This is a genomic window from Fulvimarina uroteuthidis (assembly GCF_034321785.1).
Classification (GTDB): domain Bacteria; phylum Pseudomonadota; class Alphaproteobacteria; order Rhizobiales; family Rhizobiaceae; genus Fulvimarina; species Fulvimarina uroteuthidis.
Genome location: NZ_JAXLPB010000006.1, coordinates 149,821 through 173,051 on the forward strand (window position 1 = coordinate 149,821; position 23,231 = coordinate 173,051).

20 protein-coding genes and 2 pseudogenes are annotated in these 23,231 nt (G+C 64.8%); 15 read left to right on the forward strand and 7 right to left on the reverse strand.

Going from position 1 to position 23,231, the window contains the following annotated elements:
* Window positions 1-53 precede the first annotated feature (53 nt).
* The 3 genes and pseudogenes from arfA to U0C82_RS16845 all read left to right on the forward strand — a co-directional run.
* The gene (arfA, locus tag U0C82_RS16835) at window positions 54-1,571 is read left to right on the forward strand and encodes an arabinosylfuranosidase ArfA (protein WP_322188741.1); all 1,518 of its coding nucleotides are present in this window, start codon (window positions 54-56) and stop codon (window positions 1,569-1,571) included.
* A gap of 26 nt (window positions 1,572-1,597) precedes the next feature.
* A pseudogene (locus U0C82_RS16840) lies at window positions 1,598-1,927 on the forward strand (ATP-binding cassette domain-containing protein); the annotation flags it as partial.
* A gap of 19 nt (window positions 1,928-1,946) precedes the next feature.
* Window positions 1,947-2,570 (forward strand): annotated as a pseudogene (locus U0C82_RS16845) (carbohydrate ABC transporter permease); the annotation flags it as partial.
* A 493-nt stretch (window positions 2,571-3,063) separates the two neighbouring features.
* Here the strand turns inward: U0C82_RS16845 and U0C82_RS16850 are convergent.
* A complete protein-coding gene (locus tag U0C82_RS16850) occupies window positions 3,064-3,258 on the reverse strand; it encodes a hypothetical protein (RefSeq protein ID WP_322188743.1) in 195 nt (64 codons plus the stop codon).
* Here U0C82_RS16850 and U0C82_RS16855 point away from each other — a divergent pair.
* The 4 genes from U0C82_RS16855 (at window position 3,235) to U0C82_RS16870 (ending at window position 7,002) form a co-directional block, all read left to right on the forward strand.
* A complete protein-coding gene (locus U0C82_RS16855) occupies window positions 3,235-5,016 on the forward strand; it encodes an MHYT domain-containing protein (RefSeq protein ID WP_416186705.1) in 1,782 nt (593 codons plus the stop codon). The genes U0C82_RS16850 and U0C82_RS16855 overlap by 24 nt on opposite strands.
* Window positions 5,017-5,393: 377 nt before the next feature.
* The gene (locus U0C82_RS16860; protein WP_322188747.1) at window positions 5,394-5,909 is read left to right on the forward strand and encodes a phosphatidylglycerophosphatase A family protein; all 516 of its coding nucleotides are present in this window, start codon (window positions 5,394-5,396) and stop codon (window positions 5,907-5,909) included.
* A 232-nt stretch (window positions 5,910-6,141) separates the two neighbouring features.
* Window positions 6,142-6,588 (forward strand): iron-responsive transcriptional regulator RirA, encoded by a 447-nt coding sequence (gene rirA / locus U0C82_RS16865; RefSeq protein WP_322188749.1) that lies wholly within the window; start codon window positions 6,142-6,144, stop codon window positions 6,586-6,588.
* Between the two features lie 102 nt (window positions 6,589-6,690).
* A complete protein-coding gene (locus U0C82_RS16870; protein WP_322188751.1) occupies window positions 6,691-7,002 on the forward strand; it encodes a DUF1289 domain-containing protein in 312 nt (103 codons plus the stop codon).
* A 229-nt stretch (window positions 7,003-7,231) separates the two neighbouring features.
* On the opposite strand, the gene U0C82_RS16875 is transcribed toward U0C82_RS16870, so the two are convergent.
* Window positions 7,232-7,711 (reverse strand): Dps family protein, encoded by a 480-nt coding sequence (locus U0C82_RS16875; RefSeq protein WP_322188753.1) that lies wholly within the window; start codon window positions 7,709-7,711, stop codon window positions 7,232-7,234.
* Window positions 7,712-7,874: 163 nt separating this feature from the next.
* Complete coding sequence (locus U0C82_RS16880) at window positions 7,875-8,351, reverse strand: hypothetical protein (RefSeq protein ID WP_322188755.1); 477 nt, start codon at window positions 8,349-8,351, stop codon at window positions 7,875-7,877.
* Between the two features lie 234 nt (window positions 8,352-8,585).
* Between U0C82_RS16880 and U0C82_RS16885 the strand changes: the two genes are divergently transcribed.
* Entirely contained in the window at window positions 8,586-8,843 is a 258-nt protein-coding gene (locus tag U0C82_RS16885) for a DUF1289 domain-containing protein (RefSeq protein ID WP_322188757.1), read from the forward strand.
* A 50-nt stretch (window positions 8,844-8,893) separates the two neighbouring features.
* Here the strand turns inward: U0C82_RS16885 and U0C82_RS16890 are convergent, their stop codons facing one another.
* Both U0C82_RS16890 and U0C82_RS16895 read right to left on the reverse strand, forming a co-directional pair.
* Entirely contained in the window at window positions 8,894-9,670 is a 777-nt protein-coding gene (locus U0C82_RS16890; protein WP_322188759.1) for an alpha/beta hydrolase, read from the reverse strand.
* Window positions 9,671-9,751: 81 nt separating this feature from the next.
* Window positions 9,752-10,075, reverse strand: a complete 324-nt coding sequence (locus U0C82_RS16895; RefSeq protein WP_322188760.1) for a DUF2218 domain-containing protein — start codon at window positions 10,073-10,075, stop codon at window positions 9,752-9,754.
* Between the two features lie 228 nt (window positions 10,076-10,303).
* Between U0C82_RS16895 and U0C82_RS16900 the strand changes: the two genes are divergently transcribed.
* Entirely contained in the window at window positions 10,304-12,598 is a 2,295-nt protein-coding gene (locus U0C82_RS16900) for a TonB-dependent receptor domain-containing protein (RefSeq protein ID WP_322188762.1), read from the forward strand.
* Window positions 12,599-12,756: 158 nt separating this feature from the next.
* Here U0C82_RS16900 and U0C82_RS16905 read toward each other — a convergent pair whose 3' ends face one another.
* Window positions 12,757-13,536, reverse strand: a complete 780-nt coding sequence (locus tag U0C82_RS16905; protein WP_322188763.1) for a (2Fe-2S)-binding protein — start codon at window positions 13,534-13,536, stop codon at window positions 12,757-12,759.
* Window positions 13,537-14,059: 523 nt separating this feature from the next.
* Here U0C82_RS16905 and U0C82_RS16910 point away from each other — a divergent pair.
* From U0C82_RS16910 to U0C82_RS16935, 6 genes are all read left to right on the forward strand, one after another.
* Window positions 14,060-14,947: a siderophore ABC transporter substrate-binding protein gene (locus U0C82_RS16910; RefSeq protein WP_416186709.1), complete on the forward strand. Its 888-nt coding sequence runs from the start codon at window positions 14,060-14,062 to the stop codon at window positions 14,945-14,947.
* Between the two features lie 70 nt (window positions 14,948-15,017).
* Window positions 15,018-15,989 (forward strand): ABC transporter permease, encoded by a 972-nt coding sequence (locus tag U0C82_RS16915; protein ID WP_322188766.1) that lies wholly within the window; start codon window positions 15,018-15,020, stop codon window positions 15,987-15,989.
* A gap of 34 nt (window positions 15,990-16,023) precedes the next feature.
* Window positions 16,024-17,019 (forward strand): iron chelate uptake ABC transporter family permease subunit, encoded by a 996-nt coding sequence (locus tag U0C82_RS16920; RefSeq protein ID WP_416186710.1) that lies wholly within the window; start codon window positions 16,024-16,026, stop codon window positions 17,017-17,019.
* Entirely contained in the window at window positions 17,016-17,774 is a 759-nt protein-coding gene (locus tag U0C82_RS16925; protein ID WP_322188769.1) for an iron ABC transporter ATP-binding protein, read from the forward strand. Before U0C82_RS16920 ends, U0C82_RS16925 begins: the two co-directional genes overlap by 4 nt.
* 130 nt (window positions 17,775-17,904) lie before the next feature.
* A complete protein-coding gene (locus U0C82_RS16930; RefSeq protein ID WP_322188771.1) occupies window positions 17,905-18,924 on the forward strand; it encodes a 3'-5' exonuclease in 1,020 nt (339 codons plus the stop codon).
* Between the two features lie 160 nt (window positions 18,925-19,084).
* Window positions 19,085-19,549 (forward strand): hypothetical protein, encoded by a 465-nt coding sequence (locus U0C82_RS16935; protein WP_322188773.1) that lies wholly within the window; start codon window positions 19,085-19,087, stop codon window positions 19,547-19,549.
* Window positions 19,550-19,768: 219 nt separating this feature from the next.
* On the opposite strand, the gene U0C82_RS16940 is transcribed toward U0C82_RS16935, so the two are convergent.
* Entirely contained in the window at window positions 19,769-23,185 is a 3,417-nt protein-coding gene (locus tag U0C82_RS16940) for a transglutaminase family protein (RefSeq protein ID WP_322188775.1), read from the reverse strand.
* Window positions 23,186-23,231 lie beyond the last annotated feature (46 nt).

The window sequence follows — 23,231 nt, forward strand, 5'->3', positions numbered from 1 at the left end:
GCGAGCTGACCCCGCCGGTACCTTCCTTCCGACGGATCCAGGGGGAGGGACATGTGAAGGCGCGCGCAACAATCCACAAGGATTTCACCATCGCCCGCATCGACGACCGCCTGTATTCGGCGTTCATCGAACATATGGGTCGTGCAATCTACACCGGCATCTACGAGCCCGATCACCCCACTGCGAATGCGCAGGGGTTCCGCGAGGACGTGCTGGATCTCGTCCGCGCCCTCGACATTCCCGCGATCCGCTATCCGGGCGGCAACTTCGTCTCGGCCTATAACTGGGAAGACGGGATCGGCCCCAGGGACCAGCGGCCGGTGCGGCTGGATCTGGCGTGGCGATCGCGCGAGACGAATCAGGTCGGGATCAATGAATTCGCGGGCTGGGCCAAAGATGCCGGGATCGAGATGATGCTGGCCGTCAATCTCGGCACCCGCAGCATCGAGGACGCACGCAACTTCGTCGAATATTGCAACTACCCCCGAGGCACTTATTGGAGCGATCTGCGCCGCCAGCACGGTGTCGAAGATCCCTATGACGTGCAGATGTGGTGCCTGGGCAACGAGATGGACGGGCCTTGGCAGATCGGCCACAAGGAGGCCAAGGAATACGGGCGTCTGGCCGACGAGACCTCCAAGGCCGTCAAGGCCTTCGGTCGCGGCATCGAGACGGTTGTCTGCGGATCGTCCAACGACCGGATGGCCACCTATCCCGAGTGGGAGCGACAGGTTCTGGACGAGTGCTACGAGAATGTCGATTACATCTCGCTGCACAAGTATTTTGGCAATACCAGCCATAATACGCTGAACTACTTCGCCAAGATCGACGAAACAGGTCGCTACATCCAGGCCATCGGCGGCGTCATCGATTTCATCAAGGCCAAGAAGCGCGCCAAGAACGACGTCCATATCTGCTTCGACGAATGGAACGTGTGGTATCACAACCGCGAGCAGGACACCCGCAACTGGCGCGAATGGGATTGGCCGGAGGCGCCCGAGCTTCTGGAAGAGGACTACAATCTGGAAGACGCGCTTCTGGTGGGCGGGCTGCTGAACGAATTCATCCGGCGCTCGGATCGGGTCAAGATCGCCTGCATCGCGCAGCTCGTCAACGTCATCGCCCCGATCCGCGCGGAAAAGGGCGGCAAGGCCTGGGCGACCTCGATCTATCACCCCTATCAGTTCGCCAGCCTCTACGGGCGCGGTACGGCGCTGGACGTGGCGGTGGACGGGCCGCGCTACAATGCGCAGGTCGCGCACGACGTCAGCTATCTCGACATCGCCGCGGTGCACGCGGCGGACGGTCGGTCGCTGGCGATATTCGCGATCAACCGCAGCCCAGACGAGGCCATGGAGCTGGATCTGGCGTTGAACGGCTTTCGGGACGCCCGCTTGATCGACCATCAGGTGCTGGGCGGCGAGGGCATCGGCGCGCGCGAGGCCAATACCAGCGCCGATCCCTTCCGGATCACCCCGCGCAAGGGCGACAGGCTGTCGGTGGACGACGGCACGCTGCGGGCCGAGCTGCCGCCTTTGTCCTATCACCTGATCCGCATTGCCGTGCAGTGACGATGGAGATTGCGGAACAACAGCAGATGAACGCAGACAGCGGCGTTCGGCTGGAAGCGGTCACCAAATCCTTCGGCGTGGTCGAGATTATCCGCGGCGTCGACATCAGCATCGAGAAGGGCGAATTCGCGGTCTTCATCGGACCGTCGGGCTGCGGCAAGTCCACCTTGCTGCGGATGATCGCGGGACTGGAGGACACGAGCACGGGCACGATCCGCATCGGCTCGCGCGACGTGACGGACGAGGACCCCGCCAAGCGCGGCGTGGCGATGGTGTTTCAGTCCTACGCGCTTTATCCGCATCTCACCGTGTTCGAGAACATGGCCTTCAGCCTGCGCCTGGCGCGCGAGTGCAAGGACGTGGTGCGACCCGCGCTGGTATCTGAATTCGGTAGGTACATCGGTTATCATCACGGCTGTCGTGCTATTTACCGGCATGATGTGCGCCTATGCCCTGTCGCAGCTGCGCTTTCCGGGCCGCAAGCTGCTTTATCTCCTGATCGTGGCCAGTTTCATGGTGCCGATCCCGGCGCTGTATGTCGCGCAGTTCATCCTGATGAACGATTTCGGGCTCGTGAACAGCTGGGCCGGAATCATCATGCCGCAGCTTGTCGTTCCAGTCGTGATCATCGTCTACAAGCAGTTCTTCGATGCCATTCCCCGCGAGATGCGCGAGGCGGTCCTTCTGGACGGCGGCGGAGAGTTCACGCTGCTGTTCAAGCTCTATCTGCCGCTGAACTGGGGCATCACCGCGGCCCTTGCCATCATCACCTTCATCGGCGCCTGGAACAACTTCTTCTGGCCGTTCCTGATCGCCAGCAGCGAAAGCATGATGACGATCCCCGTGGGTATCACGCAGGTCAACGACACCTTCGGCATCGCCTACGGTCGCATCATGGCTCTGGCTCTGCTGGCCGCCGCGCCGGTGATCCTTGCCTATCTCGTGTTCCAGAAGCGCGTGACGGACGCGGTGATGGTCTCGGCCGGGGTCAAGGGCTAGGTCCAGCCCCGTCAGGGCCGAACGGCTCCGGTCGAGAGCGGGGCGTGTTGGGGCGATGGTGTCCCTTGTCTCGATCGCCCGGAGTTGCAAGGGCATCGGCAGGATGCGCGTGTCGGCTGAGGCCCTGGACGATGGATGCGGTGATCGACCAAAATCTCGCGCCGGAAGTCCGCTCTGCCGTCCCGCTGATCGCCCGAGCTTTCGTCGCGCAGCCGACGTCCACCTCGTCATCGGTCCCGACGCGCATGATGGCATGGCAAGGCGGCTCTGAACGTGCCGGACAACAAAGGGTCCGAAGCGGCTTTCCGTCCGGGGCGTCTTCGCGCGCAATCGCGAGCGGACACAACAAAGCCGCCAGAAGTTTCCTTCGGCGGCTCAGCGCGTCCGTTGAGGACGGTGCAGCTGTCTCGGTTTGAATGCCAGTACATCCGTGGTCAACGAACCGAGAAGCTCTTGGCGCGCGAGCCCCGTAAGGCTGCGCGCTGCACACTGCTTAAATGGATATCATCCGGGCCTTGTGCAAGGCTTGAGCCGTCGCATGCCCCGAGGCGCCTGAGAACCCATGCCCGGTAGGGAAACGCGCGTCCGGGTGATCGGGAATGCCGGATGCCTGAATTACCGGGATGACACACGGCGTGTCGTTCAGGTCGGGTTCAAGCGAAAGGTGCTTGACCAATTCGAGGATCACGTCTTCTCCTGCCTTGGGGCAGCCGCGATTCGACTTCGACAACAGGACCAGATGAACGCAAGCCACGATCCAATCTTTGTCCTGCTGTCCCTCCTCATCGCCGTCCTCGGTTCATGGACGGCGCTCGATCTGTTTCGCCGTGTGAGGGCCAATCCGGGACAGGCAAGGCTTGTCTGGCTCGCCATCGCCGCGCTTTCCATGGGCCTCAGCATCTGGTCCATGCATTTCGTCGCGATGCTGGGTTTCGACCCGGGATCGGCCGTGCGGTACGATCCGCTCCTCACATTCCTCTCCATGGTTCTGGCGATCGGGGCGACGGGCGCGGCCTTCTTCTTCGCGTCGCGCGACAATGCGCGGCTTTCGCACGTTTTCATCGCCGGAAGCGTCATGGGCATCGGTATCTGCCTGATGCATTATGTCGGCATGGCGGCGCTGCGCACCGCCGTCTCCCTCGGCTACGATGCGCGCCTCGTCGTCCTGTCGCTGCTGATCGCGATCGCCGCCTCGACGGCGGCTCTTCTCGTTGCGCGGCGGGAGCCGTCGTTCAGCCTGCGCGTGATCGCTGCCCTCATCCTCGGTGCGGCGATCGTCGGAATGCACTATACGGCCATGGCAGCCCTCGAACTCATTCCCACGCTTGAAGTCCGGCTGGAGCCATACGGCGCGCCGCCCTACGTGCTGGCGGTCTCGGTTGCCGGCGGCACGCTCCTGATCCTGCTGCTGGCGCTGATGGCCTCCCTCTCCGACCAGCGGGCCAACGTCATCTCGGCGCTCGAGGCGGGCGGCGTCGGCTATTGGGAACTCGACCTTCGCACGCACGCCCTGCAGATCTCCCCGCGGGGCAAGGATATTTGCGGCGTGAAGCGCGAGGACGATTTCACGCACGAGCAATTTCTCTTCCGGCTGTCGCCGGAAGAACGGGAGAAGCGTGACCATGTCTTCGAAGCCGCACTGGCGACGGGTTCGGATTACAATGCGGAATACTGCCTGACGGAGGATGCGCGCTGGGTCAATCTTCGGGGTCGGGTGATGCGCGACGGGCGCGGCCGTCCCCGGCGGATGATCGGCGTCATCCTCGACGTGACGGACCGGCACGAGGCGTTCGCCGCCGTCTCCTTGAGCGAACGGCGCCAGCGCCTGATGGTCAACGAACTCAATCATCGCGTGAAGAACACCCTGGCGACCATCCAGTCGATCGCCCGGCAGACCGCCCGGAACGCCAACAGCCCCGAGGAGTTCCGCGTGAGCTTCGAAGGGCGCCTTCTCGCACTGTCGGAAACGCACAATGCTTTGACCCGCGGAGGCTGGGAGGTCGCCTGCCTCCGCGAACTCTTCGAGCACGAGCTCAAACCCTATTCCGAAGCGCAGATCCATATCGAGGGCCCGAGCGTGTCCCTCGAGCCGCGCGAAGCCCTGGCGCTCGGCATGGTCATCCACGAACTCGCCACCAATGCCGCCAAGTACGGGGCGCTCTCCGTGCCGACCGGCTCGGTCCACGTCGCCTGGGCGCTTCTGCCGGGGGAACGGGACGCCGATCCCTCGACCCTGACGCTCGACTGGTCCGAACAGGGCGGCCCGGTCGTGCAGGCGCCGAACCGCAAGGGCTTCGGCTCGCGCCTGCTGCACCTCAGTATCGAAAGGGAAATGGGCGGCAAGGCCGAGTTGCGCTACGAGGCGCACGGCTTCGTGTGCTCCCTGTCGATCCCCCTCGTTCGGATGGCCGTCGTCGAGTTCAGCGAGGAGGCCCTCGGCTTCTAGAGCATCGCGCGCCTCTTCCGATAAACGAGGCCGTGACAATCCGTTCGATGTCACGCATCGGGCTTTCCGGCAGGCAATTCCGATTGTCGGGTCGATGCTTGAGGACGAACGTCTCTCGATCGTCGCCGGGCGCGGCTGGATGGGCCGGGGGGGGCACGGCAGCCCTGCCGCCGGACAGTGCCGCAGACCGCCATCGCATTGCGGCCGCGCACGCCCTTTGCCGGCGATATAAGGCGATCCAATGCCGTGTCCGCTCCGCCGACCGCCCGTGCAATCGGTGCCTGGGCGAGGATTCAGAGGACTTGAAGGGTGCGATTGCGGAACAATCTCCCGGATGTCGCACGACATTCGCGCTCGCCCCGGGGATTGACCCATCCATGCTGCCTGAATTCTCGATCGCCTTGCTTCCCGAGGCCATCGGCCCTGGGGGTCATGCCGCGCTGCTGATCGCAAGCTGGTTCGGTGCCGGTTTTGTCGAACCGCTGCGCGCAAGCTTGGCCGTTGCCAGCGTCTGGCCGCTTGCGGTTCTTCTGGCAGGACGCTCGGCCCTGGCGCTTGCCCTGGCCGCGTTTTCGGTCGCGATCGTCGGTGCATGGTCGGCGGAGGCCTGGCAGGATCTGTTGTCGATCCGGGACGACCGCCGGATCGTGGCAGACGAGGTCGCCGGATATCTGGCCGGATTGGCGCTGCTCGGCAGGACGGGGTGGTTCGGTGCCGCCGGCTTCGGCGCGCTTTTCCTCCTGCTCGATCGTCTGAAGCCTTGGCCTTTCGATCGGATGGAGGCCATGGCCGGAGGCGTCGGCGTGGTGGCCGACGATCTGGCGGTCGGCATGTTTCTCGGCCTTGCCATCCTGCTGGTCCGGGCGTTGCGAACCCCGATCGGTGGCAAGTGAGCCCGGTTTTACGCGCCCATGCCGGCTCTCGTGGGGGCAGGATGCCGGTGTTCACAAGGCGGCATTCGAAAGCTGATTTAATCTTGCTGTGAGGATTCGCCGCGAGGCGGGGATCGACCGCGGACTTCGTCCGATCCACGAGGGGTCCGAGCGTCCGGCAAAGGGGCTGGCAAAAAGACTGGAAAGGTTCTAAATTGGATGAAGAAAGTCTTGTTCAACGGAGGTCCACCGCATGCGCTTGACGCGCCAGACCAACTACGCGATCCGGATCCTGATGTATCTCGCTGCCAAACCCGACCGCCTCAGCCGGCTGGGTGAAATCGCGAAGTCCTATTCGGCGCCAGAGCCTTTCATGTTCAAGATCCTGCAGCCTCTTGTCGCCGCCGGCATGGTGGAGACGGTACGGGGAAGGGGCGGCGGCATTCGCCTTGCGAGGGATGCGAGCGACATCAATCTCCGGGAAGTCGTCGAGCTGACCGAAGAGGGATTTTCGATGGCCGAATGCTTCGAGTCGGGTTCGGACTGCCCGCTCATCCACAGCTGCGAGCTGAACAGCGCGCTTCGCGAAGCCCTCAACGCCTTTCTTTCCACGCTCGGCCGCTTCACCATTGCCGACCTGACCAAGAACAAGGCCTATCTCCACCGCACGCTCGGCATCGACAGCGAGATCGCCGCCTGAGGGCGGCGTGACCCGCGACGAGCCCGGACTGCGACTTGAAATCGGACTGTGCGGCCGCGATGTCGAACAAGGCTGCCCGCTTGCGGCGGGCGTCGATTGTGGATGGGGTGGATGAGCCAAGTGATCAGGGATGAACCGGGCGGCGAAGAAGCGGCGTGGGAGAGTGCGCCGAGCCCGTGCATCGACGTATGCAAATACAAGCGGCAGGGCCGGTGCATCGCCTGCTCGATGACGAAGCTGGAGAAACAGGCCTTTCCCCATTCGGGAGGCGCGGCGCAGAAGAGGGCGTTCATCAACGCGCTGATCGGCCGGCTGGAGGAGACTGGCCGCAACCCGGCGTTCTGGGCCTACACCTATCGACACAAATGCGAACGCGAAGGCGTTCCGTGTCCGATCGAGATCGAAGAAGGATAGGTGCGCGGAGGCCAGGGGTCCCCGGCAAGGCGCAGGACGGCGGCCCTCGTCCGCTGAGTGGGTTGGGCCCGGTCGGGCGCACGACGTGACGGGCCCTTGCGCGGTTCAGCGCCGCGCAAACAAAAAGGCCGCACGCTCCTTGCGGAGCGCGCGGCCCTTCCTTTTAGAATCGACCCGCACTCACTCGCCCTCTTGACGAAGCGGGTCGACGAAGCCGGTCTAGGGCGACTTATGCCGTCGTCTTGAGGTGGGCGCGCAGCATCCAGGCGAACTTGTCGTGCACCTCGATCCGGTTCGTCGCCATGTCGTTGGTCGCCCAGTCGCCATGTTCCTCGGCCACTTCCGCCAGAGCCGACAGGGTGGAGGACAGGGTTTCCTGATCCTTCATCATGATCTCGACCATGGATTTCGCGTCCGTATGGCCGTCATGTTCTTCGATCACGGAGCGCTCGAGGAAGACCGCGTAGCGGCCCTCGGCATGGGCGTCGAAGGACTTGATGCGCTCGGCGAGGAAATCCTGCCCTTCGAAATGATCCTCGTAGATTTTCTGGAACAGTTCGTGAAGCGGCCCGAATGCCATGCCGGTGACGTTCCAGTGGAAGTTCTGCGCCTTCATCGTGGTGACGGTCGTCTCGGCGAGCGCCTGGGTAAGGCCTTCGACGATTTCCTGCTTGGCGTTCGGTTCCATTTTCGCGGCGACGAGGCCCATGATTGTCTCCTTCGGTTTGCTGGTGATCACGGATATCGAATGGGATCGAGGTCCGTATGGTCTGGAGTCTCTAGGGCTCTTTCTAGAGCATGCGGATGACAGGGCAAACAACCCCCGAGCCATGAATTGCACGTTTAACTGAAGCCGGCACCCGATTGTTCGTTCAAACGAGCGCCGCGAGGGATGCTGCGAGAAAGCGCATCCAACGGCGTCCCTGCGGCCGCACTCTCCACGAGACCAGCGCCGCGCCCTCCTTCTCTTCGCCCCGGTCGAACGCACTCAGGAGCCGGAGCATCCAGATCTCGTCGCTCGACGGGTTCCGCGTTCCGGGCCGGTGAAGATCGATGGTCCGCGAGCCGTGACTGACCAGACCGCGGAAGAAGGCGTTGGCGACCGGTTCGATCGCGCGCTCCTGCGTTCCGGACAGGAGGAAACAGGCGCGCTCGATATCGGGCTTGGGGGCGAGCTTGCTCTTCAGCGCCAGCCAGCGCAAGCGGTTCAACCGGTCCAGATCGCCGGCGCTGATCTCGGAGTTCCGGCGGGCGGTCGTAGGGCAGCCGCGGCTGCCGAACGGCAGGATGACGGCGCTCTCGGTGGACGCATCCGGCAGGGGCTTGCGTTGAACAGAAACGGCACTCATGAAAGCCGCGATCCTCGTGCAGTTTCGAATGGTTCTAAACTTGACAATCCTTATCCACCTTAATACCAGCTTGCCGGGCGCTGCGCAATCGGCGACGGAAGCCGGTGGTGCCGTGGTGTCGGCTTGCCGCGGACGTGCGGCAGAAGCGGCTTCTTTCGCGAGGCTTCACGCCGCATGGGGTCGTGAAGGCGGCAATCCTTTCCAGAACCGAAGACGACGAAGGACGTTTTGAACATGGCCGGTTTGTGGCGCAAGGCGCCATCGCCCTGCATCGGCATCTGCAAACGCCCGGGCGGGATTTGCGTGGGCTGCGGCATGACGAAGGCAGACAAGAAGACGTTCAAGCGTCGCCGCAGCAAAGGCGAGCGCAAGGCGCTGTTCCGCATCCTGATCGAACGGCTCGACGGCATGGGGCGTCTCGCGCGGTGGGAGCATGTCTATCGCAGGCGCTGCGATCGCAAGGACCGACCCTGTCCGCTCGACAAGCTTTGACGCGCGTTTCCGCCGGATCGGCGTGCGTCGCGAGCGCGTTCCACCCTGTGTCATCCGGGCATGCCCGCAAGACGGATCGCCTCGTCGATCGCCGGCCTCACAATCGAGCCATGGGTCTGTTCAGGATGAACCGAGAGCGAGACGACAAGACGCGGGTCGCCTGAAAGTCGGGCCGCCAGATCCGCGCCGCCCGGACCGGTCCGCAACATCTCGATCCGACGCCTTGCGTCTGCGTCGAGCCCTTCGCGTTCAAGCCGCCGCCCCGCCATCATGATCCGCAGATGGGCGACCGCGCCGCGATGGTCCGCAAGGCTCGTCTGGCGGAACGCTTCGGCATCGCGCATCAGATCATGCCTGTTCCACCAGACCGAAGGGTCGGCGGCAACGATCGATCGAGCCGGAAAACGGCTGGTCAGAACGGCGTTGACGGCAAGATGGCCGGCGAGCGAGTGGCCGAAAAGCGTCGTTCGACCGAGGGGCGCAAGAGTTTCGACAAACGGCAGAACCCGGTCGGTGAGGAAGGCGAGAAAAGCGTCCCGCCCGCCGGTCTCGTAGGACGTCTGCGGATCTCGAGTCGGAATGCCGTCCCGGGACGCACGCGATGTGAGGTCACGGTAGCGCCGTCTGATGATCGTCTGGCGGTCGTCCTCCGGATAGCCGATACCGACGATCAGAAGCGGGCCGGCATGTTCCTTCTCGCCGAGCCTCGAGGCGAGCGGCACGCTCGCATTGCCATCGAGCAGGACGAGGGTCGGCCAGCCCGCTGCCGGCGCCGCGCCGAACGCCTTGATCCAGATCCGGTGCGCGAGCCCGCCCGCATCGATCAAGTCATGGCTTTGCTGCGGCAAGGACCGGTGCCGGTGATCTGTCGCGGCCTGCATGTCATGAAACGGAAAGGCGCGCATGCATCACGATCGTGCGGCGGTGATGGGCACGGCCGGCAAGGCGCACCCCTGCCAGTCGAGCCTGTCGAATGGCTCGCGAAACGCGAAGCGCTTCAGATGGCTTTCGAGCACGGACTGGATGGTTTCCAGATCGGCCGCCTTCGGCGCGTGCGCCTCGAGCAACAAGCCGTCTGTGCCAACCGCGGCCCGCCCGGTGCCGGCGTCGAAATGAAAGGTCGCGTCGCTCGCGGTCTCGTGGACCGTGATCTTGTGCGCGAAATGTTTCGCCAGCGCCTGTTTGTAGCGAAGCGCGTTCTCGGTGGTGACGAATGTCGACGATGCAAGCATGCCGAAGGCCTCTTCATGTTGTCGCAATCGCCCGGGTCCGGTTCGAAGGAGAGGTGCACCCGGTCGAGGCGCGCCGAGCGTTCGTTCCTCGCGCCATCGCCATCCATGGGAGCGGTCCAGACGGCAGACAGGGCCCGGTTCCTCTTTAGAAGTTCTCCGGAAAACCGCCGCTTCTGCAACACTCCGGATGCCGACCTGCCGGACGAGCGATCAATAAGTTGATTCTTTTTGTCATATTCAAGAGGTTCGCGCAAGGTTCCGCATTTCAAGACGGTGGCCATCATTCTGGAGTTTCCCATGCCGTTCCCGTTTCGACCCGACACGTCCCGCCGCCGGCCGGGCGCCGTTCTGGCGCTCACCGTCTCGGCGCTCGCCCTGACGCTTTCGCCGGCAGTCGCACAGGAGGGGGACATCGTCGATCTTTCACTGTTCGGGGATGCGACGGCCGGTGCTGCGGCGGACGGCGCCGACGAACCGGCCGCCGAACGCCTCGAGGCTGCGGCTCCCGGTGCGATCGCGCTCGGCCAGGTGGTCGTGACCGCGTCCGGCTTCGAACAGAACGTCGCCGATGCGCCGGCCTCGATCTCGGTGATCCCGCGCGAACAGCTCGAGACCGGCCAGTTCCGGGACCTGACGGACGCGCTTCGCGCCGTCCAGGGCGTTTCCGTCACCGGCAATGCGAACGAGGAGGATATCTACATTCGCGGCCTGCCGGGTGCCTACACGCTGATTCTCGTCGATGGCGTGCGCCAGAACACGCGCGAGTCGCGACCGAACGGCTCGTCCGGCTACGAGCAGAACTTCATTCCGCCGCTCGAGGCGATCGAGCGCATCGAAGTGCTGCGGGGACCCGCCTCGACGCTCTACGGGTCGGAGGCCGTCGGTGGCGTCATCAACATCATCACGCGCAGGGTTCCCGAACGTCTCAGCGGCTCGGTCACACTCGAAGGCACGGCGCAGTTCGACGAGCGATACGGACATTCCGGCCAGGCAAGCTTCTATGCCGGCACGCCGCTCGTCACCGATAGTCTCGGGCTTCAGGTCTGGGGCCGGGGCCTTGCGCGAGAGGAGGACGAACTGGTGTCCGGAACGGGCGCGGACGAGACCGGCGACGTGTCGGCGCGCCTGTCCTGGTCCCCGAACGCCATCCATTCCCTCATCCTCGAAGGTGGCGTCACATCGGTCGAGACGGAGACGACGGTCGGTCGGACGATCGAATATTCGGCACGCGCCAGCGACCTTCGCCGCACCTACGAGCGCGAGCACGCCCGGGTAACCTATGAGGGCGACTATTCCTGGGGCTCGGCGAGCGCGTCGGTGCAGCACGAGGTCGGCCGGCGCGAGAGCGAGAGGGGCGACAATGTCGGCGGTTATCTGCGGGACGACCGCGAGCCGGAGATCGCAAGCACCGTCGCCGACGCCAAGATCGTCAAGCCGTTCGCGTTCATGGGCGGCCAGACGCTGACGATGGGCGGCCAGTTCATCGGCAACGAATTGACCGACCAGAATCCCGGCCGGCGCACGGGGCAGGACGAGAAATTTTCCGTCGACCAGTTCTCGCTGTTCGCCGAGAACGAATGGCAGATGACGGACACGTTCGCGCTCACCGGCGGCGTCCGCTTCAACCATCACGAGATCTACGACGAAAACTGGTCGCCGCGCTTCTACGGCGTTTGGCGCCCGCTCGACAACTGGACGTTCAAGGGCGGCGTCTCGACGGGCTATAAGGCGCCGGAAATCCGCCAGATCGCCGATGGCTACGCCTATACGACGGGGGGCGGCGGCTGCTTCTACGGTCCGGCGTCGGCGCTGCCGGCGCGGCAGAGCCCGTGCGGGGTCATCCTCGCCAATCAGGATCTCCAGCCCGAAACCTCGACCAATTACGAAGTCGCAGCTCTCTTCGACAGCTATGACGGCGTGCGGCTGGGGGCGACGGCGTTCTGGACCGAGTTTGAGGACAAGATCCAGTCGGACCGCGTCTACGACGCCAACGGCAAGTTCGTTCGCTGGAGCGAAGATCCGAACTATACGCTGTTCACCTTCTACAATGTGGATGCCGCCCGCATCCGCGGCGTCGAACTGACCGCGGGTTGGGATCCCATGGACAGTCTGAGCCTGATCGCGAACTATACCTATACCGAGAGCGAGCAGAAGACCGGAGACTATGCCGGCTTTGCGCTGGCCCGCACCCCCAAACACCAGGCCAATGCCCGGGCGGACTGGTTCACTCCGGTCGAGGGTCTCTCCGTCTATGCCGCCGGTTTCTACCATGGCGAGGAAACCAATGCGGGCCTGCGCATCGGCTCGTCGGGCAAGCCGGTCTATGATGGGGACGGTAAGATCGTCGCGCGCAAATATCCCGACTACTTCACCGCCGATATCGGGACGACCTACGAAATCTCGCAGAACGTGACGGTCAACGCCGCCGTCTACAATCTCTTCGACGAGGAGGTGACCCCGGACGAGTACAACACCGTCGTCGAGGGACGGCGCTTCTGGGCCAGTCTCAAGGCTTCGTTCTAGAGGGCCCTGCGGTCCGGCGGTCCGATGATCGACCGGGTGTCCCGAGGCGGGGCGCCCGGCATGGTCGGCGGTGCGGTGAAGCAAGGGTTGCCGGCCTTCGTTGCGCACGGTCCGGTGCGGTCGGGACAGCTGGACGCGCTCCGACGGTCCTGCAAGCTTCAGGTAGCGCTGCCGGCCGCATCGATCCTGCGAAGCGGGCATGTTCCGCAGAACCGCTTCGACGCACAGGCATATTTGAGGCAGCAGGTGGCGCGGACCGGCCGCGCGGGCGCGCGCTCCGCGACGATGTCCGCAGTGCCGTCCGGTCCCGCAGTGGGCCAGTCGATCGCGGAGACGAAGTCGGGGGCGGCGATCTCCAGGAACCGCTTCATGCCGTCGGCGACGCGTTCGGGTGCGGCGCCGTGACGGCGAAGCCCGAACCAGGGGGACAGCATGCCGATGGCGATGTTGCTCGCTTGAATCGTCGGTGCGACGGTGGCGCGCCTGTCGCCGACGCATTCGAGACGGCGGGCGATCGCGCCGATCATCGTGCCGAACTCCTCGACCGTTCCGCGGTCCACGGTTCGCAGACCCGCCGTCGGCATGCCGGTCGCAAGCTCGGGGTCGCACAGCCTGATCGCGTCATCGGCCGCGCCCACGGGAAGTCGCTCGTCGACGAGCCAGGCGGTCGCGACGAGCGAAACGATCGACCGCGACAGCATCCGGTGGATCTGCGCCCTGGCGATCTTGTTCGAGGGCGCGCCGTTCGTGCGCAGCGCGAGGCAGGTGCGCGTCAGGCGAACCGGACGCAGATGGTCGCGCAGCGGGTGGCCGTGCGCGCCGATATCGTCCGATCGCCGCAGGATTTGCCCGAAGCTCTCGCGACATTCGGCACCTGCCTCGTCACACAGCTCACGGAAGAGATGGCGAACCTGCGCTCCGGCATGTTCGCAATTCATCGCCGCGCCCTTCTTTCGCGCCGGGCAGGTTCGTTGCCGCGCCGAAGAACGCCCGTCGTCGAGGCCGACCGTGCCAGCCAAGCGGCGTCGGGTCGTACGCATCCTCGAGCGTGGACGCACTGGATCGGTTTGCGGCTGGTCGACATGGGCAACTTTCGCTCGGCGTGGGATTGCCTTACAAAAACAGGATCACTCGAGTCAAGTTAAGATGCCGTCGCTGGCCGATATGCTGGCTTGTCGGACCGTGTTCGCTGTGCGTCTTCCTTTTTGGAAACCATTCAAATTAAGTTTCGAACGATTCTAAACAGTGCAGGCTCAGCAAAACCGCGTCGGGTTTCATCCATGCGCGAGGCTCCATCACCGCTTTATTGTTGACAAGTATTGTCATGTTCATGCAGTCGGTGGCGGTCTTGCGCGCGATCGCGCCGTACCAGGAAGGTTCGCCATGAGCTCGTCAAAGAATGTCGCCGCCCGCCGCTTCCGAGGCCTTACGAACGTGCTTGCGCTTACCGCAAGCCTTGCGATGACGGCGGCAATGGCCCTGCCGACCCATGCGCAGGACAAGGATGCGACCGTCAGCATCGCGACCGACCAGGGCGAAAGGACGGTTCCCCAATCCCCGGAGACGGTCGTCGTCTACGATCTTGCCACGATCGACACGCTGGATGGCCTCGGCGTTGCGATCGACGGCGTACCGGCCGCGCCCTATCCGGCCCATCTCGCCGACTATGCCGAAGACGGGACGGCCAAGGTCGGAACGCTGTTCGAACCTGATTTCGAAGCCGTCAACGCGCTCGCGCCCGATCTCGTCATCACGGGCGGACGGTCGCGCAGCCAGACCGAGGCGCTTTCGGACATTGCAACGACCATCGACATGTCGGTCGATCCGGCGAACTATCTGGAAAGCGCGATGGACCGTATCCGGGCGCTCGGCACGATCTTCGGCAAGGCGGATGCTGCGAACGAGGCGATCGAAACGCTTCAGGCGTCGATCACCGCCCTCAATGAAGAGGCCGAAGGGGCGGGCAAGGGCCTGATCGTGCTGACCACCGGAAACCGCATCAGCGCGTTCGGGCCGGGTTCACGGTTCGGCGTGCTGCATACCGGGTTCGGCATCGAAGCGGCCGATCCGGGCCTCGACACGGGCAATCACGGCGAAGCGGTCTCGCACGAATATATCGCGAAGACCGACCCCGACTGGCTCTTCGTGATCGATCGCGACGCCGCCATCGGAAGGGGGTCGGCCGCCGCGCTCCTCGACAACGAACTGGTGCGCGGCACCAAGGCCTGGACGAACGGCCGCGTCGTCTATCTCGATGCCGCCAACTGGTATCTGGCGGGCTCCGGCCTGCAGTCGATGCAGAAAAGCGTCGACCAGATCCGCGAAGCCCTGCGGAAGGGCTCGTCCTGAGTTTTCCCGATGTCCGCAGATCGTCCGGCGGGGCTGGTGCCTTGCCGGAGCTTTTCCTGAAAGCCTTCACGTGACTCATCGATCGGCCCTTCTCGCGTCCGGCTTCGGCCTCGGCTGTCTGGTCCTGATCAGCCTTCTCGTCGGGGCGGGCGATCTTTCCGCGGCCACGATCGTTTCGGGGCGCCTTTCCGCGGACGATCTCAAACTGTTGTTCGTCAGCCGGCTGCCCCGGACGCTCGCGACCCTTCTTTCCGGCGCCGGTCTCGCCGTCTCCGGCCTGATCATGCAGATGCTGAGTTCGAACCGGTTCGTCGAGCCCTCGACGGTCGGCGTCACGGAATCGGCCGCGTTCGGCATGTTGACCGTCACGCTGCTCGCACCCGCCATGCCGGTTTTCGCAAAAATGCTTGTCGCCGCCGGGTTCGGCCTTGCGGGCGGCGTGCTTTTCATGGCGATTCTCGCGCGGCTTCGCCTTCGAACCGGACTGATCGTGCCGCTCGTCGGCCTGATCCTGTCCGGCATCATCGGCGCGGGCACGAGCTTTCTGGCCTATCGCTACGATCTGATGCAGTCGCTCGGTGCCTGGATGACCGGCGATTTTTCCATGGTTCTCGCCGGACGCTACGAACTCCTGTGGATCGCGTTCGCTCTGACCGGCTTCGCCGTTCTCGCGGCCGACCGCTTCACGATTGCCGGCATGGGACGAGACGTGGCGATCGGGCTCGGCCTTTCCTACGGCCAGACCGTGTTCCTCGGCCTTGTGCTGGTCTCGCTGGTCTCGGCGGTCACGATCGTGTCGGTGGGGGCCATTCCCTTCGTCGGGCTCGTCGTGCCCAATCTCGTCTCGATCCTCGCCGGCGACAATGGGCGGCGGACGGTTCCCTATGTCGCCCTGTCGGGCGCGGCGCTGGTGCTTGCCTGCGACATTGTCGGGCGCATCGTGCGCGCCCCATACGAAATCCCGGTGGGCACGACCATGGGCCTGATCGGCTCGCTGGTCTTCCTCTCGCTGCTGTTTTCCGGGAGGACGGCGCGTGGCTGATGCGTCTTCGCCCGCCGGTCTCGGCCACCGAACGGTGTGGCGCGCCGAAAGCGGATCGGACGCGGCGCGGAGCCGTCCGTTCGCGGAGCATCGCCCGACATTCCTCGTCCTCGTTGCGCTCGTTCTCGTCAGCGCGGCTTTCTTCATGACCGTGGGGGCGAGGGGGTCCTGGTCGTTCGTCCTGCCGTTTCGCGCGACCAAGCTTCTCGCCATGGTCCTCGTCGGCCATGCGATCGCGGTCTCGACCGTCCTTTTCCAGACGATCTCGGCCAACCGTATCCTGACGCCCTCGATCATGGGCTTCGACGCGCTGTACGGTCTGATCCAGACCGTCCTCGTCTTTTCGGCCGGCGCGGCCTTCACCGTGGCGATCGATCCGCTGCTCCTGTTTTCGGCGGAGACGATCACGCTCATGGGGTTCGCCTGCCTTCTCTACGGAACGCTCCTCGCGACGGGCATGCGCGGCATGCATCGCCTGCTTCTCATCGGTGTCGTGCTCGGCGTCCTGTTCCGAAGCGTGTCCGGCCTGATGCTGCGGCTGATCGATCCGAACGATTTCATCGTCGTGCAGGACAGGATGTTCGCAAGCTTCAACGGCGTCGATCCGACGCTGCTGGGAATCTCCACCATACTGATCCTGGCGGCGACCCTTTCGGTCGCTCGCCTCGTCAGGGTTCTCGACGTCCTCGCCCTCGGCCGCGACATCGCGATCTCGCTCGGCATCGACCATCGCCGGACGGTCCTCGTCGTTCTTGCGCTGGTTGCCTGCTTCGTCGCGGTTTCGACCGCGCTCGTCGGCCCGGTCGCTTTCTTCGGCCTTATCGTCGCGAGTCTGGCGCGAACGCTTGTCGGCTCCCGCCGCCATGCGACGACGCTTGCCGCGGCGAGCCTTCTCGCCATGATCGCCCTCCTGGCCGGCCAGACCATCCTCGAACACGTGTTCCACTTCGATACCGCGCTCGGTATCGTCGTGGAGTTCGTCGGCGGCATCGTCTTCCTGGCTTTGCTGCTGAAGAAAGGCGCCGCATGATCGAAGCCCGCAACCTGTCCAAGCATTATGGCCGCACACTTGTGGTGGACGGGGTGAGCCTCTCGCTTCCCGGCTCCGGACTTACCGCGATCATCGGTCCGAACGGGGCCGGCAAGTCCACCCTCCTGTCGATGCTGGCGCGCCTCCTGCCGATCGACAGCGGCACCGCGCTGGTGTCGGGCCTCGACGTGGCGCGCGTGCGCGGCGAGGACCTCGCGAAACGGTTGGCGATCCTGCGGCAGGACAACACCCTCGTCTCGCGCCTGACCGTGCGCGATCTCGTCGGCTTCGGGCGTTTTCCCCATTCGCGCGGCCGGATGACGCCCGACGATCGTCGAAAGGTCGGGGACGCCATCGACTTCCTTGGGCTCGGCGAGCTGTCGGAGAGGTTTCTCGACGAACTGTCCGGCGGGCAACGCCAGCGCGCCTTTATCGCCATGGTGCTGAGCCAGGATACCGACACGATTCTTCTCGACGAACCGCTGAACAGTCTCGACATGCGCCATGCGGCCGAGATCATGCGCCTGATGCGGCGCGCCGCCGACGATCTCGGCAAGACCATCGTCGTCGTTCTCCACGACATCAATTTCGCCGCCGCCTATGCCGACCGTATCGTCGTCATGCGGAACGGGCGGATCGCCTGCGAGGGCGCGACCGAGAACGTTATCACCGAGGCGGTGATCTCGGACGCGTTCGGCCTTCCCGTTCTCGTTCGCACCATCGAAGGCCAGCTGACCTGCCTGTTCCGCCGCTGAGCGGCGCCGCGTCCAGGGTCCTTCGGACGCCGGCGGGGGAGAAGCCGAGCCGAGCCCTTGCGGCTCGACCGCCCCAACGGCATGGATGGGGCTCGATACGAGCGACAGATGCAGAAATGGCAGATCATCCATGGCAGGCATGCGGAAGCGACAGGATCCGAACGGCGCTTGGCAGGCCGACCTGTTCGATCCGTCCGCCGGTCCGGGTGGCGGGATCGGGCGGCCGGGCAAGGCGCCGGTGCCGCCGGCGACGGTCGATGCTCGGTCGACCGTTCTCGACGAGGAGGACATGGCGCGGCGGCTGGAGGCGAGCGGCCGCTACCGGATTCTCCGGCAACTCGTGCCGCGACCGGTGGTCGGCACCGGGGAGGGCGGGGCGACGGGCAGAATCGGTCTTATTCTCGATACCGAGACCACCGGTCTCGATCACCGGAGCGACGAGATCATCGAACTCGGCATGGTGGCCTTCACCTACGACGAGAACGGCATCGGGGACGTGATCGGGGTGTTTTCGCAAATGCGGCAGCCGTCGGTGCCGATCAGCCTTGAGATCACGGGCCTGACCGGGATCACGGATGCGATGGTCGAGGGGCGGAGCATCGATCCGGACGCCGTTTCCGCCTTCGTCGCACCCGCCGATCTCGTCATTGCGCACAATGCTCGGTTCGACCGCCCGTTCTGCGAACGCTTGCACGACGCGTTCAAGGAGAAAGCCTGGGCGTGCTCGGTCGCGGAAGTGGATTGGCAGGCGCTCGGGTTCGAAGGCAGCAAGCTCGTCTATCTGATTGCCCAGTGTGGGCTGTTTCACACCGGGCATCGCGCCATCGACGACTGTCACGCGCTGCTCGAAGTGATGGCCGCGCCATCGGCGACGAATGCCGCCGCGCCGTTCGTGCAACTCCTCCGGTCCTGCGGCAAGGAGCGCTTGCGGATCTATGCGCGGGGCAGCCCGTTCGAGACCAAGGACTGTCTCAAGGCACGCGGCTATGTCTGGAACGATGGAACGGACGGCAACCCGAAAAGCTGGTGGATCGAGGTCGAGGACGACGCCTTCGACGAGGAGCTTTCGTTCCTGCGCGAGACGATCTACCGTTCGACGACGAAGCCGGTTGTCCAGCGCCTGAGCGCCTGGGACAGATATCGCGCATAGGGCCGCCTCGTCGGACCCGCGCCGGTTTTCCGCGCCGGACTGCGATGCCGGGCGCCGGGCGCAATTTTAACGCGCAGTGGAGGGTTACCGAGGAGACCGGGTTCGGGTTAGAAGAGAACGGTCCGCAAGCTCGAACAGACCAGAACGGATGGGATTGACCGTGATCGAGAGAATTGTCGGAACACTCATGCTCTCGGGGCTTCTGTCGGGATGCGCCGGGCCGCAGGGCTTCGGGTCGATGACGATGCCAACGAACCCGTTTCCCAAAATGGCCGACGTCGTCGATGCGATGACGAGCACCGGCGGCGAACGGTTCGAGAAGACAGTTCCCGCCGATCTGACGATCGAACAGGACGGGTCGGTTCGTCGCGCGGTTCTCGCGGGGTTCGGTCCGAATTGGCGCATGACCATTCTGGGCATGGACACCGGGCGGCGAGTGGACGGAACGCTGGTCAGCTGCGGCTTCTACAACGCCTATCGATCGGATGGCGGGGCGAAACGCAGCGGTATCTTCCGCACCGAAACCGATCCGGCCGAGGGCACGACCGTGCTGCGGGAGGCGGCCCATTCCGGCAGTGACCGGTTCGTCGCGTTTTCCAACTGTCAGGCGCTCGGCCTGCTTTGAATCAGCGCCGCCGCGATCCCGGATCGTCGCGTTCGATCGCCTGCGGCGACCGAACGGGCGCCTTGCCCGGACGGCGTTCGCGCATCCGATGGCAAGGACCTGTGGCCGCACCGGGTCTCGGCAGCTCGTTCGCCCTGTCCCCGCGCCGACGGCGGGAACGCGCGAACAGGTCGAACCCCCGGAGCCGGCCTGGCACGCGGCGGACAGGACGAATTCGCCCTAGATGACCGACAAGCCTGCCGGACGCCTCAGATCGAGCGTCATCGGGAAGGACGGATCGGCGGTCTCGCGGACCGGTTCGTAGTGACCCGCCGTGTGGCCGAACGGTTCGAAGCGGGCCAGGCGTCGGGCCTCGGCTTCATAGGAGTTGATCGGGAACGTATCGTAGTTGCGACCGCCGGGATGCGCCACATGATAGACGCAGCCGCCGAGCGAACGCCTCGACCAGCGATCGTAGATATCGAATCTGAGCGGCGCGTGCACCGGGATCGTCGGATGCAGGCCGGAGGGTGGCTGCCACGCCTTGAACCGGACGCCCGCGACGGCCGCCATGCCGGTGCCGGTCGGGGTCATCGGCACCTCGCGCCCGTTGCACGTCACGATGTGGCGCGCCTTGTCGAAGTTCGACAGCTTCACCTGCAGCCGCTCGACCGAGGAATCGACGAAGCGCACGGTTCCGCCGATCGCGCCGGTCTCGCCCATCACGTGCCACGGCTCGAGCGCCTGGCGCAGTTCCAGTTCGATGCCCTCGCGCTCGATCTTGCCGCAGAAGGGGAACCGGAACTCGGCCTGCGCCTCGAACCATTCCGGCCGCATCGGATAGCCCGAGCGGGTGAGATCGGCGAGCACGTCCGTGAAATCCTGCCAGACGAATTCGGGAAGCATGAACCGGTCGTGAAGATTGGTGCCCCAGCGCACGAACTTGCCTTGCTGCGGCTCCTTCCAGAACTTTGCGATCAATGCGCGGATCAGAAGCTGCTGGGCGAGCGACATGCGCGGTTCGGGTGGCATTTCGAAACCGCGGAACTCGACGAGGCCGAGACGGCCCGTCGGGCCATCCGGCGAATAGAGCTTGTCGATGCAGATCTCGGCCCTGTGCGTATTGCCGGTCACGTCGATGAGCAGGTTGCGGAACAGCCGATCGACGAGCCAGGGCGGCGTCGAGGACGCATCCTGCGTCACCTGCGCCATGGCGATTTCCAGCTCGTAGAGCTGGTCGTGGCGGCCTTCGTCGATGCGCGGCGCCTGGCTCGTCGGACCGATGAACAGACCCGAGAACAGATAGGACAGGGAGGGATGGCGCTGCCAGAACAGAACGAGCGATTTCAGGAGGTCCGGGCGGCGCAGGAAAGGCGAATCGAGCGGAGTCGCGCCGCCGACCACTACATGGTTGCCGCCGCCCGTGCCGGCATGCTTGCCGTCCACCATGAACTTGTCGGTGCCCAGGCGCGACTGGCGCGCATCCTCGTAGACGCCCTGCGTGATCGCCTGGGCTTCTTCCCAGTCCTTTGCCGGATGGACGTTCACCTCGATGACGCCCGGATCGGGCGCGACGCGGATGACATTGACCCTTGGATCGTGCGGAGGGGCGTAGCCCTCGATCTGCACCGGATAGTCGAGGTCGCGTGCCGCGTCCTCGATGGCACCGAGAAGATCGAGATAGGCCTCCATCAGCTCGAGCGGCGGCATGAACACGCACAGCTTGCCGTCGCGCGGCTCGACCGAGAGCGCGGTGCGCACGAAGCTCTGGATCTCGGCGTTCTCGGGCGCAACGGCCGTGAACGTCGTTCCAGAAGGTGCGCTCGATCCGTCCGGCCGGGCGCTCAGCGGCGGCAGGGGGGGCACTGCGCGCCGGGACTGGCCGACCGTATCGGCTGTGTCGGAATCCGGGTTGTGGGTCTGCCGTTCCGTGCGCCCGCGCTGTCCGCGGTTCTGAGGCGAAAGCGGGGGAAAGGGCTGGGTCGGATCGGCCGGGTGGCTGTAGGGATAGTCCGCGGACGACAGGTGAGGCAACGAGGCGAGGGGGAGACGATAGCCGAGCGCGGAGTCGCCCGGCGTCAAAAACAGATGCTTGCGCCGCGTCTTCCAGCGCTCCGACATCCAGCGCACCTTGCTCGACCGCGTCTGCCACGCCTGGACGGGAAGGACATGGCCCGTCGGCTTGGACAGGCCATGCTCGAAGACCTTGGCAAGGCGCGCGCGCTCCTCGCGGTCCTCGAGCTTGGAATCGGTCGGCTCGACATTGTCCGGCAGGCCCTGCTCGCGCGCGATCCAGAAGGATGCGTCCTCGAAGGCCGGCATCACGTTTTCGGTGTCGATGGTCAACGCCTTCGCCACCGCCTTGGTGAACGCCTCGGATTCCTCGGGCCCGACTTCAGCGTCGGTCTTCTCGCGCGCGACGAGCTTTGAATCCTGCCAGATCGGAACCCCGTCCTTGCGCCAGTAGAGCGAAAACGTCCAGCGCGGCAGGGTCTCGCCGGGATACCATTTGCCCTGTCCGTAGTGCAGGAAGCCGCCGGGCGCGAACCGGTCGCGCAGGCGCCGGATGAGATCGTCGGCAAGGCCGCGCTTCATCGGTCCGGTCGCATCGGAATTCCACTCGCCGCCTTCGAAATCGTCGATCGAAACGAATGTCGGCTCGCCACCCATGGTGAGGCGCACATCGTTCGCCTGAAGCTCCGCGTCGACCGCCTTGCCGAGATCGTCGAGCGCGTGCCAGCTCTCGTCGGAGAACGGATAGGTCACGCGCGGCCGCTCGGCGATGCGTCCCACCGTCATGTCGAAATCGAACTCGACTTCGGCAAATCCGACGAGGCCGGAGATCGGCGCGGCGGAGCGATAGTGCGGCGTCGCCGCCAGGGGAATATGGCTCTCGCCGGTCAGAAGCCCGGACGTCGGGTCGAGACCGATCCAGCCCGCGCCCGGAATGAAGACCTCGCCCCATGCGTGCAGATCGGTGAAGTCCTTGTCGGTTCCGGCGGGACCTTCGAGCGCGACGACGTCCGGCTTCAGCTGGATCAGGTAGCCCGACACGAAGCGTGCGGCGATGCCGAGATGGCGCAGCGTGTTGACGAGAAGCCAGGACGAGTCGCGGCAGGAGCCGGAATTCTTCGTCAGCGTCTCGTCGGGCGTCTGCACGCCGGGCTCCATCCGCACGAGATAGTCGACGCGCTGCTCGATCTTGTGATTGAGACCGACGAGGAAGTCGATCGTGCGCTGTCCGGGCGTCAGATCGATCTCGTCGAGAAACGCCTGGAACGTCTCGCCGGCCGGCTCGGGATCGAGGTAGGATTCGAGTTCCTTCTTCACCTCCTCCGAATAGGTGAAGGGAAAGGATTCCGCTTCTTCTTCGATGAAGAAGTCGAACGGATTGTAGACGGTCATGTCCGCGAGCAGATCGACCTCGATCTTGAACTCGGTCACCGGCTCCGGAAAGACGAAACGCGCCAGGAAGTTGCCGAACGGGTCCTGGTGCCAGTTGACGAAATGCTCTGCCGGCGAAACCCGAAGCGAATAGGACGGAACCCGCGTGCGCGAATGGGGCGCGGGACGCAAGCGGATCACCTGCGGGCCAACGATCACCGGTCGGTCATATTTGTAGTGGGTGAGGTGGCGAAGGCTTGCGAGAATTGACATGGCAACTTTCTGATCGTGCGGGCGGTCGTCCAGCCGAAGGTTAAAC

Excerpts from the sequence above, each read along its gene's own strand:
- U0C82_RS16885 (WP_322188757.1), top strand. The coding sequence starts at position 8,586 with ATGGCCGGTTTGTGGCGCAAGGCGCCATCGCCCTGCATCGGCATCTGC.
- U0C82_RS16930 (WP_322188771.1), top strand. The coding sequence starts at position 17,905 with ATGGCAGGCATGCGGAAGCGACAGGATCCGAACGGCGCTTGGCAGGCC.
- U0C82_RS16910 (WP_416186709.1), top strand. The coding sequence starts at position 14,060 with ATGACGGCGGCAATGGCCCTGCCGACCCATGCGCAGGACAAGGATGCG.
- rirA (WP_322188749.1), top strand. The coding sequence starts at position 6,142 with ATGCGCTTGACGCGCCAGACCAACTACGCGATCCGGATCCTGATGTAT.
- U0C82_RS16860 (WP_322188747.1), top strand. The coding sequence starts at position 5,394 with ATGCTGCCTGAATTCTCGATCGCCTTGCTTCCCGAGGCCATCGGCCCT.
- U0C82_RS16905 (WP_322188763.1), bottom strand. The coding sequence starts at position 13,536 with ATGAATTGCGAACATGCCGGAGCGCAGGTTCGCCATCTCTTCCGTGAG.
- U0C82_RS16875 (WP_322188753.1), bottom strand. The coding sequence starts at position 7,711 with ATGGGCCTCGTCGCCGCGAAAATGGAACCGAACGCCAAGCAGGAAATC.
- U0C82_RS16895 (WP_322188760.1), bottom strand. The coding sequence starts at position 10,075 with ATGCTTGCATCGTCGACATTCGTCACCACCGAGAACGCGCTTCGCTAC.
- U0C82_RS16940 (WP_322188775.1), bottom strand. The coding sequence starts at position 23,185 with ATGTCAATTCTCGCAAGCCTTCGCCACCTCACCCACTACAAATATGAC.
- U0C82_RS16925 (WP_322188769.1), top strand. The coding sequence starts at position 17,016 with ATGATCGAAGCCCGCAACCTGTCCAAGCATTATGGCCGCACACTTGTG.
- U0C82_RS16870 (WP_322188751.1), top strand. The coding sequence starts at position 6,691 with ATGGGGTGGATGAGCCAAGTGATCAGGGATGAACCGGGCGGCGAAGAA.
- U0C82_RS16880 (WP_322188755.1), bottom strand. The coding sequence starts at position 8,351 with ATGAGTGCCGTTTCTGTTCAACGCAAGCCCCTGCCGGATGCGTCCACC.